At 62.9% G+C, this 12,046-nt stretch carries 7 protein-coding genes; 6 read left to right on the top strand and 1 reads right to left on the bottom strand.

Annotated features, from left to right (window positions below; translation table 11 throughout):
* The first annotated feature begins 2 nt into the window (after window positions 1–2).
* The 6 genes from AC1Q6I_RS06745 to pbpC all read left to right on the top strand — a co-directional run bounded on the left by AC1Q6I_RS06745 (window position 3) and on the right by pbpC (window position 11,530).
* Window positions 3–1,298: a phosphatase PAP2/dual specificity phosphatase family protein gene (locus AC1Q6I_RS06745; RefSeq protein ID WP_024078215.1), complete on the top strand. Its 1,296-nt coding sequence runs from the start codon at window positions 3–5 to the stop codon at window positions 1,296–1,298.
* Complete coding sequence (locus tag AC1Q6I_RS06740) at window positions 1,288–1,731, top strand: hypothetical protein (RefSeq protein WP_024078216.1); 444 nt, start codon at window positions 1,288–1,290, stop codon at window positions 1,729–1,731. The genes AC1Q6I_RS06745 and AC1Q6I_RS06740 overlap by 11 nt, the downstream gene beginning before the upstream one ends.
* A 9-nt stretch (window positions 1,732–1,740) precedes the next feature.
* Complete coding sequence (locus AC1Q6I_RS06735) at window positions 1,741–2,361, top strand: lysophospholipid acyltransferase family protein (protein WP_024078217.1); 621 nt, start codon at window positions 1,741–1,743, stop codon at window positions 2,359–2,361.
* 1 nt (window position 2,362) lies between these two features.
* Complete coding sequence (locus AC1Q6I_RS06730) at window positions 2,363–3,295, top strand: phosphatidate cytidylyltransferase (protein ID WP_024078218.1); 933 nt, start codon at window positions 2,363–2,365, stop codon at window positions 3,293–3,295.
* 149 nt (window positions 3,296–3,444) lie between these two features.
* On the top strand, window positions 3,445–9,252 hold the full coding sequence (locus AC1Q6I_RS06725; RefSeq protein ID WP_102623568.1) for an alpha-2-macroglobulin: 5,808 nt from the start codon (window positions 3,445–3,447) through the stop codon (window positions 9,250–9,252).
* A complete protein-coding gene (pbpC, locus tag AC1Q6I_RS06720) occupies window positions 9,233–11,530 on the top strand; it encodes a penicillin-binding protein 1C (protein ID WP_102623567.1) in 2,298 nt (765 codons plus the stop codon). The genes AC1Q6I_RS06725 and pbpC overlap by 20 nt, the downstream gene beginning before the upstream one ends.
* On the opposite strand, the gene AC1Q6I_RS06715 is transcribed toward pbpC, so the two are convergent.
* Window positions 11,527–11,904, bottom strand: a complete 378-nt coding sequence (locus tag AC1Q6I_RS06715; RefSeq protein WP_102623566.1) for an avidin-fold protein — start codon at window positions 11,902–11,904, stop codon at window positions 11,527–11,529. The two genes, pbpC and AC1Q6I_RS06715, sit on opposite strands and share 4 nt — an antisense overlap.
* Between the last annotated feature and the right edge of the window lie 142 nt (window positions 11,905–12,046).

Below are 12,046 nucleotides of genomic sequence, written 5' to 3'. Positions count from 1 at the left end.
ACATGCGCGAACCCGGCCTGTTAAAGCCAGCTGTCCTGTGGCTGCTGCTCTTGGCGCCGCTGTTTTTCAGCACCTATGGTTTCGCCACCTGGGTCACCAGCCAGCGCAGCGACGTCGGCACGCTGGTGTTCGGCTGGGAAACCCATATGCCATTCTGGGCGTGGACCATCGTGCCCTACTGGTCCATCGACCTGCTCTACGGCTTCTCACTGCTGCTGCCCAGTACCCGCCATGAACTGAAGCAACATGCGCTGCGCCTGCTCAGTGCCCAGGTCATCGCCGTGAGCTGCTTCTTGATCTGGCCACTGCGCTTCACCTTCGAGCGGCCGGAACTGGACGGCGTGTTCGGCTGGCTGTTTGCCGTGCTGGCGGGTTTCGACAAACCGTTCAACCAGGCACCCTCGCTGCATATCGCGCTGCTGGTGATCCTGTGGATCATGTACCAGCGCCATGCCCAGGGCGTGTGGCGCTGGGTGGTGCATGCTTGGTTCGGGTTGATCGGTATTTCGGTGCTGACCACTTATCAACACCACTTTATTGACTTACCCACAGGCGCCCTCGCCGGCTGGCTGTGTGTGTGGCTGTGGCCGCTGGAACATCCCAGCCCGTTGCTGAATGCGCGGCTTAGCCGCGACCCCAAGCGCTGGCGGTTGGGTCTGCGCTATGGCCTGGGCGCCCTGACGCTGGTGATCCTCGCCTGGGTGCTGCGCGGGTGGTGGCTATGGCTGCTGTGGCCGGCGGTGTCCCTGGCCCTGGTCAACGCCAATTACTGTGTGCTCGGCGCGGCGGGCTTTCAGAAACGTGCCGATGGCCGTCTCACGCCGGCGGCTCGCTGGCTGTATGCGCCCTACCTGGCGGCCGCGTGGATCAATTCACGCCTGTGGACACGTCAGCATCCACAGCCCGACCGGATTGTGGATAACGTGTGGCTTGGAAGGATTCCTGCCACGAACGAGCAGGCTTCATTCAAGGCAATCGTCGATCTGTGTGCCGAACTGCCGATTAATCCACAGGGCGCTTATCAATGCGTTCCGGTGCTGGACTTGATCGCCCCAACCGCCGCCGAATGCCTGCAAGCGGCACACGCCATCGAACGCCTGCGCTCCAGCGGCCCGCTGCTGGTGTGTTGCGCCCTCGGTTACTCGCGCAGCGCCACCGCCATGGCCGCCTGGCTGCTGCACAGCGGGCGCGCCGCCACGGTGGATGAAGCACTGGCTATTATTCGTACAGCGCGGGACCAAGTGGTCCTGCATCCTGCTCACCGTGAAGCGTTGGAGGGTCTGCTCCATGCCCGCTGATATGGAACTCCAAGTCGTCGCCAGCCTGCTGCGCCGCGGCCGTTCGCTGGATCAGTTATCCACAGGCCTGACATTACTGGGGGTATTGTTCGGCCTGGCGCAACTGCTGCTCGCCAGCATTTCGTCCATCTGCCTGTTGCTCAGCCTGTGGATGATTATCCTCGGCCTGCTGCAAAAGTACTGGTCGCTGCGGGTAGCCTTCGACGCCGACCTGTTCGCCCTGCTGGCCCGCGACACCGAGCGCACCCCGGACCTCGACCAGGCGTTGCAAACCCTCGGCCTGCAATCGCCCAAACGCGCCGGTCGACCCTGGACCGAACGCCGTCGCGGTGCTCTCAAACTGTTGCGCAAACAAGCCTGGCTACTGGGCGCGCAAGTGCTGCTGACCCTGGCCGTGATCCTCGCCAGCCCTTGGCTACCTTTCGCAGGATAAGGAATCCCCATGTTCGAACCCGTGGTTGCCACGCTGATTACCTCGATGGCCCGCACCGTCACCGGGGCTCGTAGCCTGTGGCTGGGCTGCGCACCGGTGCCGGTGCAACGCATCTACTTCGCCAACCACAGCAGCCACGGCGATTTCGTGTTGCTATGGGCGTCGTTGCCGCAGAACCTGCGCAAATTCACGCGCCCAGTGGCCGGCAGCGACTATTGGAACAAAAGCGCACTGCGCCGCTACATCATCAACCGCGTATTCAACGGCGTGTTGATCGACCGCGAACGCAAGGACCCTGTGGATAACCCCTTGCAACCCATGCTCACCGCGCTGGAAGGCGGGGACTCGCTGATCATCTTTCCCGAAGGCACGCGCAACCTGGAAGACGGCCTGCTGCCGTTCAAAAGCGGCTTGTACCACCTGGCAAAAAGTTACCCACAGGCTGAGTTGATCCCGGTGTGGATCGCCAACCTCAACCGGGTCATGCCCAAGGGTCGTGTGCTGCCACTGCCGCTGCTATGCACCACCAGCTTCGGTGCACCGCTGCAACTGGAGGAAGGCGAAGACAAGGCGCTGTTCCTGGCCCGTACCCGCGACGCCCTGCTCGCCCTCGCCCCGGAGCACTCCTGACATGGCTAGCCAAACCCTGATGTTGTTCGGCGGGATCGGCGCGATCCTGGTACTCGCCTCGCTGATCGGCCTGATCCTCAAGCTGCGCAGCCGTGGCGCGCCGAATGCGGTGATCGACAACCTCAACGCGCGCATCAACGCCTGGTGGGTGATGGTGGTCGTGATCGGCATTGCCTTCTGGCTGGGTACCGGCGCGGTGATCCTGCTGTTCTACGCGGTGTCGTTCTATGCACTGCGCGAATTCCTGACCCTCACCCCCACCCGGCGCAGCGACTACCCGGCCCTGGTGGCCGCGTTCTACCTGGCCCTGCCGCTGCAATACCTGCTGATCTATGCCGACTGGTACGGCCTGTTCTCCATTTTCATCCCGGTATACGTGTTCCTGCTGCTGCCGATCCTCGCCTCCCTCGGCGGCGACAGCACGCACTTCCTGGAACGCGCGTCGAAGGTGCAATGGGGCCTGATGATCGCGGTGTTCTGCGTGTCCTTCGTGCCCGCCCTGCTGACCCTCGATATCCCCGGCTACGAAGGCCGTAACCTGCTGCTGATCGCGTACCTGGTGATCGTGGTGCAACTGTCGGACGTGCTGCAGTACGTGTGCGGGAAGCTGTTCGGCAAACACAAGATAGCGCCCAACCTGTCACCGTCGAAAACCGTGGAAGGCTTTGTCGGCGGGATCTTGCTGTCCTCCCTGATCGGCGCGGCACTGTGGTGGACCACGCCGTTCAACCCATGGCAGTCGTTTTTGATCGCCCTGCTGATCAACCTGCTCGGCTTCGCCGGCGGCATCGTCATGTCGGCAATCAAGCGCGACCGCGGGGTCAAGGACTGGGGCCATATGATCGAAGGGCACGGCGGCATGCTGGATCGGCTGGATTCGGTGTGTTTCGCCGCCCCCATCTTCTTTCACCTCGTACGCTACTGGTGGACCTGACCCCACACCCCTCTCAAGCCCAATGACGATCAAAATGTGGGAGGGGCCCCGCTGACCCGGTAAACATCCCCGCCGTGCGGCGTATCGGTGTCATCTTTTGTATCAAAGACGCGTGTAAGATACGCCGCACTTAGCCAGGGATGCTCACCATGTTCGATTCGCTCAAAGCCATCAGCCGTCGTGTTGTCGGTGTGTTTCTGACTGTGGTGGGGGCCGTTTTCGGTCAATGGCATCCGCCGCTATGGCTGCGTGCCATTGGCCGCGGCCTGGCGAACCTGGGCAACAAAGCCCGCGCTTATCCGCGCCAGGCCGGTGCCGGCGTATTGGGCCTGGTGCTGCTGGCCGCCGCGGCTTTCTATGGCTGGCACTGGTACACCCACCTGCCGCAGCCCCACACCGTGGGCTATTCGCTGCATAAACCCAACCTGACCGACTACACCCAGCAGCCACCGGTTGTGGATAACCTGCAGGTGCGCTTTGCCGAATCCGTGGCACCGTTGGCCGCCATCGGCAAACCCGTGAACGAGGGCATCAGCCTCAAACCTGCGATAGCAGGCACGTGGCGTTGGTCGGATGATCGCAGCCTGGTGTTTGTGCCGGAAAAAGACTGGCCCGTTGACGCCCACTACACCCTCGACCTGGCGAAGAAAAGCCTGCTGGCCGACGGCGTGTTGCTCAGCCAGTACAGTAGCCAATTCTCCACCCAGCCGTTCCGCGCCAGCCTGGCGCAAAACGAGCTGTACCAGGACCCATCCAACCCAACCCTGAAACAACTGGTAGCGACCTTCCGTTTTTCCCACCCGGTTGATGAAGAAAGCGTGCGCAAGCGCGTATCGGTCGCCCTAGGAAAAGGCTTGGCCTACCGCGATGCACAGCTGCCCAACCGCCCGGAAATAACCTTCGACGACACCAAGCTCAACGCCTTCGTGCGCTCTGCCGCCTTGGCTACCCCGCTGGAAAGCACGCCTGTCAGCGCCAAGCTCGATGAAGGCATCAAGGCCCGCGACGGCGGTAACGCCAGCACCGCACCGCTGGTGGCGGAAGTCACCGTACCGGGTCGTTATCGCCTGACCTTTACCGGCGCCGAAGTCAGCTTTGTGGACAACGAACGCGGCGAACCGGAGCCGGTGCTGATGTTCAGCAGTTCCAGTGCCGTAGCCGATGACACCATCGCCAATAAGGTCCAGGCCTGGCTGTTGCCGGAAAAAGCCCAGGACGACACCCGCCCCTATAACAGCAACGATATCGACGATGCCCTGCTCGCCCGCAGCACCAAGGTCAACCTGACCCACGTGCCCAGCGTCGAGCCGCTCAACACCCTGCACGCCTTCAAGTTCAAGGCCCCGGCCGGTCGAGCGCTGTATGTGCGAGTGCCCGCCAACCTGGAAGCCATCGGCGGCTACCTGGCGAAAAACCCCACAGCGTCCCTGATCAGCATGCCGGCGTATCCGCGCACCTTGCAGTTCCTCTCCGACGGCGCCCTGCTCAGCCTCAACGGCGAAAAACGCCTGGGTTTCATGGCCCGTGGCGTGCCGGGTGCCCATGTGGAAATCGCGCGCCTGCTGCCCAACCAATTGCAGCATCTGGTCGACCAAAGCAGCGGCAGCTTCGCCCGGCCTAACTTCGGCAACGAGTATTTCGATCGCATGGTCGAGCGTCAGGCGCTGGATATTCCGCTGTCGTCCAATGACCCGGCGAAAACCGTCTATGACAACGTCGACCTCAGCCATTACCTCACCGCCAACGGCGGTCGTCGCGGCATCTTCGTGCTCAAGCTCAGCCCGCAGGATGAACCGGCCGAACGCACCTTCGATTATTCGCGCAGCAGTACCAGCGACCTGCGCTTTATCGTGGTCACGGACCTGGGGATCATCGCCAAACGCTCCAGCGACGGCAGCCATGATGTGTATGTACAGTCCATCGGCAATGGCTCGCCGGTCGCCGACGCCCAGGTCGATATCATCGGGCGTAACGGTTTGCCGGTCGCCAGCGGCCACACCGATAACGAAGGCCACGCGCATTTCGCCAAGCTCGATGAACTGCGCCGTGAGAAAACGCCGCTGATGTATGTGGTCAGCCGTGGCAATGACCAATCCTTCCTGCCGATTGCCCGTCAGTCCCAGCAGCTGGATCTATCGCGCTTCGATGTCGGCGGCCTGGAAGAGGACGGTGCGATCGATCGTCTCAGCGCCTACTTGTTCACCGACCGTGGCCTGTACCGGCCCGGTGAAACCGCGCACCTGGGCATGATCGTACGCAGCGGCAACTGGAAAGGCGCCCTGCAGGGCCTGCCGGTGGAACTGCAGATCACCGACCCACGCGGCCTGGAAGTGATTCGCCAACCGCTGAAGCTGTCCACCAGCGGCTTTGAAGCCTTTGATTTCCCCAGCAGCGAGACCGCCCCCGCCGGGGATTACACCGCCACCTTGCAGTTGATCGGCCAGAAGCAGACCCGCACAGACCTGGGCAGCGTCAGCTTCAAGGTTCGCGATTTCGAGCCGGACCGTATGAAGGTCAGCCTCAGCCTGCATGACACCCCGGTGCTGGGCTGGATTCCACCGGACCAGGTGGTGGCCAAAGTCACCGCGATGCACCTGTTCGGGGCCCCGGCGTCCGGCCGTCGCGTCACCGCGAAAATGTCCCTGAGCCCGACGCTGGCAGCCTTCGATCGCTACCCCGATTATCGCTTCCGCCTCAACAACTCGCTGGACGAGGCCAGCACCGAAGACCTGGCCGAGACCACCGTCGACGATAACGGCCAGGCGCTGCTGGACCTCAACCTGCAACGCTTTGCCAACAGCACCTACCGCCTGCAAGTGATGACCCAGGTATTTGAAGCCGAAGGTGGACGTAACGTGGCGGCGCAAAGTGCGTTGCTGGTGTCGTCCGCGCCCTATCTGGTCGGTGTGAAAAGTCAGGACTCACTGTCGTATGTCGCCAAGGACGCTCCCCGCCAGGTGCACTGGCTGGCCGTGGCGCCGGACCTCACGCCGCTGGCGGTGGATGGCCTGACCAGCGAAGTGGTCGAGCACCGCTACGTCTCGGTACTGGTCAAGCAGTCCAACGGCACCTACAAATACGAGTCGCGCATCAAGAACATCAGCCAGCCGGCCTCGCCGGTGGTCATGACCCAGGAAGGCGCCAAGCAGACACTGAACACCGCCACGCCGGGCGATTTCACCCTGCAACTCAAGGATGCCAACGGCAACCTGCTCAACCAGATCGACTACAGCGTGGCCGGGCGTGGCAACACTTCGCGCTCCCTGGAACGCAACGCCGAGCTGCAACTGCGCCTGGATAAACGCAGCTACGCCACCGGGGATGAGATCGCGATCAGCATTCGTGCGCCGTATACCGGTGCGGGCCTGATCACCATCGAACGCGACAAGGTCTATACCCAGCAATGGTTCAAGGCCGACAGCACCAACAGCGTGCAACATATCCGCGTTCCCGCAGGGCTTGAGGGCAATGCCTACGTCAACGTGCAGTTTGTACGCGACTTGGGTTCGGCCGAGGTGTACATGAGCCCGCTGTCCTATGGCGTGGTGCCGTTCAGCATCAACCTCGACGCACGGCGCATGGCGCTGAAGGTGGAAGGCCCGGCGAAGATCGAGCCGGGGCAGACCCTGGATATCAAGGTCACCGCCGACCGCCCGGGCCGGGCGGTGGTCTACGCGGTGGACGAAGGGATCCTGCAAGTAGCGCGCTACCAGACGCCGGACCCGTTGGGCTTCTTCTTCCAGAAGCGTGCACTGGAGGTCGGCACCAGTCAGATCCTTGACCTGATCCTGCCGGAATTCAGCCGCCTGCTCAGTGGGGCCGCGCCCGGTGGCGATACCGAAGGCGCCCTGGCCAATCACCTCAACCCGTTCAAGCGCAAACATCAGCCGCCTGTGGCCTGGTGGTCCGGGCTGGTGGACCTGCCCGCCGGTGAAAGCGTGCTGCATTACCAGGTGCCAGACAGCTTCAATGGCAAGCTGCACCTGTTTGCGGTGGCCGTGGATGCTGACAGCGTCGGTGTCAGCGAGGCCAACACCGAAGTACGCGGGCCGATCGTCATTACCCCCAACGTACCGGCCTTTGTCGCGCCGGGGGATGTGTTCAACGTGAGTGCCGGGGTGTTCAGCAACCTGGATGCCGCGGCGGATGTGAAGTTTGAAGTGCAGACCAGCGACGGACTGGTAGTCCAGGGCGGCAAGGGCACAACCTTGTCACTGCAACCGCGCAAGGAGGGTACCGCCGAGTTCAAGATCAAGGTCGGCGAGCACCTCGGCTCGGCGGATCTGCGCTTTGTCGCGGTGCTGCCGGACGGCAAGCGTATCCAAGTGGCGGAAACCACGTCGATCCGCCCCCTGAGTGAGCATCGCGTGGCCCTGAGCCTAGGACGTTTCGACAGCGCCAGCAAAGAGCTCAAGCCCACCCGCGAACTGTTCAACCAACTGCGCGATGTACAGGTGGGTGTGGCGGCCTCCCCGTTAGTGTGGGCCAATGGCCTCAAGCACTACCTGGATGATTATGGCTATGCCTGCACCGAACAACTGGTGTCCAAGGCCATGCCAGCGTTGATCTGGGGCGGTACGGCGCCAGAGGCCGAGCAAGCCTTCGGCAGCGCGGTGCGCATGCTGCGCCAACGCCAGAACCAGGCCGGCGGCTTTGGTTTATGGGCGGCCAACCCGGATGTAGCGCCCTACGCCAGCCTGTACGCCACCGACTTCCTGATCGAAGCCAAGGAACGTGGGCTGCCAGTACCGGAAGACCTGTTGGTGCGGGCCAACGCCTATCTGACGGACCTGGCCAACGGCCCGAGCGAAGGCCTGTCGGAATTGCGCAACCGTGCCTACGCCAGTTACCTGCTGAGCCGTCAGGGGATTCTCGTCAGTGGCGCCTTGAGCGATATCCGCGAACGCTACGAAAGCACCTTCAAGGACAGCTGGCAGAACGACCTCGGTGCCGCCTACCTGGCCGCCAGCTACAAGCTGCTCAAGCAGGATCGCCAGGCCGATACGTTGTTGCGCAAAATCCCATGGCGTTCGCTTGTGGATAAGTGGGACAGCGACGGCCTTTATTACGACCCGCTGGTGCACGATGCCGAACACTTGCACCTGCTGGCTCGGCACTTCCCCGAGCTGCTTGACGAGGTACCCACGGCGTTGCTGGATAAACTCGGCAAGCGCCTGAACGAACAGCGCTACAACTCACTGTCGGCCGCCCTGCTCCTGCGGGCCTTGGACAACTATGGCCAGCGCGCGCAAAGCGATATGACCCTCAAGGCCACCGCGTGGCTGGGTGACAAACAGCAACAATTGCTGGAGATGGCCGGCCAGCCACCGCGTGCCGCCGTGCCCGTGGGTACGCAAAAACTGCTGATGGAAAAAACCGAAGGCCCGGCAGCGTTCTACATGCTCAGCGAAGCCGGTTTCGATAAGGGCGCCAAGCTCAAGCCCATCAACAACGGCCTGGAAATCATCCACGAGTACCTTGACCTCAAAGGCGAGCCGGTGAGCAAGGTCGCGGTGGGCGACGAATTCCTCGTACGCCTGCGCCTGCGTGCAACGGATCGCGATCAGGTGCAGCAAGTGGCCGTGGTTGACCTGCTGCCCGGTGGCGTCGAGCCTGTGTATAACTTGCCGCCGGAGCCGGAAACCGCCAGCGGCGGGGACAGCGAAGGTGAAGGCGAAGAGTCTGAATACGTCGAAGACAACCAGGAAGCCGACACCTGGCAAGCGCCGATCGGCGAGACCGAGTTGAGCAACTGGCAGCCGGATTATGTGGATGTACGCGATGATCGGGTGGTGTTGTACGGTACCGCGTTGCGCGATGCCGGCACCTTCGTCTACCGCGTGCGCGCCACCAACGCCGGCACCTTCAATACACCACCGGCCTACGCCGAAGGTATGTACGAAACCACCCTGCAAGGGCGTGGCAAAGTAGGCCAGCTTGAAATTACCAAGCCTTAAGCGCCTGACGCCGCTGCTCGCAGCGGCGGTGGTACTGGCGGGGTTGCGGCTTTGGCCCCATGCCCCGCTGGAACAGGCGGTAACGTCCTCCAGGGTCGTGCTGGCGGATGATGGCTCGCTGCTGCGCATGACCCTGGCGGATGATGGGCAATACCGCCTCTGGCTGCCGCTGGAGCGGATCTCGCCGTCATTGGTCGAAGCCTTGCTGCTCAAGGAAGACCGCAATTTCTATTGGCACCCGGGGATCAATCCCCCGGCGCTGCTGCGTGCGGCCATGGCCACCTACAGCGGCGGGCAGCGCCAGGGTGGCTCGACCTTGAGCATGCAACTGGCGCGGCGCCTATGGGACCTCAATACGCGCCAGGTGCCGGGCAAATTGCAGCAGATGGCCTTGGCGTTGTGGCTGGAAGCGCGCTACAGCAAGCACGACATCCTGGAGGCCTACCTGAACCTGGCCCCCATGGGCGGCAATATCGAAGGCGCGGAGGCGGCCAGTCGCATCTATTTTGGCAAGTCAGCGGCGCAGCTTTCGTTATCCGAGGCCCTGGCGCTGGCAGTGATCCCGCAACAGCCGGGAAGGCGTGCGCGCTTCGGCCCCTCGCTGCAAAACGCACGGCTGCGCTTGATGAATGACTGGCGGAGTACTTATCCACAGGACGTGCGTAACGACAGTTTGCTGGACTTGCCCCTGGAAGCACGCAACCGCCAGCAGATTCCGTTCCTGGCACCGCACCTGAGCGAACAACTGCTCGCGTCCCAACCGGGTAACGAACTCAACAGCACCCTCAACCTGCCCTTGCAGCAATTGCTCGAGCGCCTGATCAGCGGGTTTATCGCCGAGCGGCGCAGCACCGGTGTGGAAAACGCCACCGCCATCCTGATCGACAGTCGCGACCAGAGCGTCAAGGCGCTGGTGGGTTCGGCGGATTATTTATCCACAGGCATCCACGGCCAAGTTAACGGCGTGTTGTCGCGCCGCTCGCCTGGGTCGACCCTGAAGCCGTTTCTGTATGGGCTGGCGCTGGACCAAGGGGTGATCCACCCCATGAGCATCCTCAAGGACCTGCCCAGTAGTTTCGGCTACTTCCAACCGGAAAATTTCGACGGCAGTTTTGTCGGGCCACTGACGGCGCGCGATGCGTTGATCCGTAGCCGTAATATCCCGGCCGTGTGGCTGGCCAGCCAGGTGAAATCGCCCTCGCTCTACGGATTACTGCAACAGGCGGGCATCAAGGGCCTGCGCAACGAGAGCCATTACGGCCTGGCGCTGGCGCTGGGTGGGGGTGAGATGACCCCGGAGGAACTGGCGCGGCTGTACGTGATGCTGGCCGGTGACGGTCATTTGCGGCCCTTGCGCTATTTACAGGAACAGCCGCAAACCACCGGAGCGGCGCTGCTCACGCCCCAGGCCGCCTTTATGGTGCGCGACATGCTGCGACGCAACCCGCGCCCGGATGGCCTGCCCGGCCGCCACTGGCGCACTGCCTGGAAGACCGGTACCTCGTGGGGGTTTCACGATGCCTGGAGCGCCGGCCTGGTGGGCCCCTATGTGCTGGTGGTGTGGGTGGGCAACTTCGACGGTCGCCCGAACCCGGCGTTTATCGGCGCCAAGACCGCCGCGCCGCTGTTTTTCCGCATCGCCGACGCCCTGCCCCTGGCCTTGCCCAACACCATCATCAAGCCCGACAAGCCGCCCGCCGGGCTGGTGCGCATCGACGTTTGCGCCGCATCCGGCGAGTTGCCCAACCGCTGGTGCCCGCAAACCCGCAAGACCTGGTACATCCCCGGCGTCTCGCCGATTCGCGTGTCCAACCTGCATCGCCCGGTGCTGATCGACACCCGCACCGGCAAGGCCGCCTGCCCGCCGTTCGATCCGCAGTACACCCGCGAAGAAGTCTTCGAATTCTGGCCCAGCGACGTACAGCGCCTGTACCGCGCCGCCGGCCTGCCCCGCCGCACGCCGCCCAGCGTGATGAAAAACTGCCAGCCCAACCGCATCAGCGACCAGAGCGAAGCCCCACAGATCCGCTCGCCCCTGACGCAAGTGAGTTATCAGTTGCGCCTGTCCCAACCCCAGGAAAGCATTCCGCTGAACGCGAATGCGGCCAGCGATGCGACGACGCTTTACTGGTTCGCCGACCAAAGCCTGATCGGCCAGGGCCCGCCACAAGCCACCTTGAACTGGCGGCCGGGCAAGTCGGGCGAGTATCGGTTGCGGGTCAGTGATGATCAGGGACGGAGTGTGAGCCGGGGGTTGAGGGTGGAGTTTGTGCCTTAGGAGTGGTTGTCGCGCTCAGCAAGCTCAACGTAGCTTGACTCACCGCCTCCCGCCGCCCCCGACAACCAACCCCAGACAAAGCTCAGCGTGGTAACCCCGACAACATCCAAACCGACCGTGCCGCGCGACCAGCCGGACAGCAGCTCACCGTCCAAGGTCAGGCACTGAAACAGCAATTCGATAGTGTCCGGGCCTGTCACTCGCCCCACTTGCGTACCCAGGCGAATGCGCCCGCCCTGGTATGTGCCGGAGATGGCATCCCCCTCGACAAGGTAATGAAACACCGTACCCGAGCCGGAAAGCCCCTGGGCGTTGTTGGCGACGGTGAAGCGGCGGTTGTTCAAACGTTGGTGGATCTGGGAGGGGGTTTGCATCGAGGGCGCGTCCTTTCGCGGGAGCCTGGAGACCCGGACGTGATCTTAAACAATTAAGTCAGTCTCGTCGGCTAGCGTAAATTGGCGTCTGTAGGCTGCCACTTTGGGTTTTTAAAGTCAGTCTCGAGAGGCCGCCAACCTA

The sequence above is a fragment of the Pseudomonas sp. MPR-R2A5 genome, assembly GCF_058793055.1.
Note: the sequence above shows the minus strand (reverse complement) of the source record. Positions and strands in the feature narration are given on the sequence as shown.

Bases quoted from the DNA above. Each gene is read 5' to 3' on its own strand.
- AC1Q6I_RS06745 (WP_024078215.1), top strand. From the start codon at position 3: ATGCGCGAACCCGGCCTGTTAAAGCCAGCTGTCCTGTGGCTGCTGCTC.
- AC1Q6I_RS06735 (WP_024078217.1), top strand. From the start codon at position 1,741: ATGTTCGAACCCGTGGTTGCCACGCTGATTACCTCGATGGCCCGCACC.
- AC1Q6I_RS06740 (WP_024078216.1), top strand. From the start codon at position 1,288: ATGCCCGCTGATATGGAACTCCAAGTCGTCGCCAGCCTGCTGCGCCGC.
- AC1Q6I_RS06725 (WP_102623568.1), top strand. From the start codon at position 3,445: ATGTTCGATTCGCTCAAAGCCATCAGCCGTCGTGTTGTCGGTGTGTTT.
- AC1Q6I_RS06730 (WP_024078218.1), top strand. From the start codon at position 2,363: ATGGCTAGCCAAACCCTGATGTTGTTCGGCGGGATCGGCGCGATCCTG.
- AC1Q6I_RS06715 (WP_102623566.1), bottom strand. From the start codon at position 11,904: ATGCAAACCCCCTCCCAGATCCACCAACGTTTGAACAACCGCCGCTTC.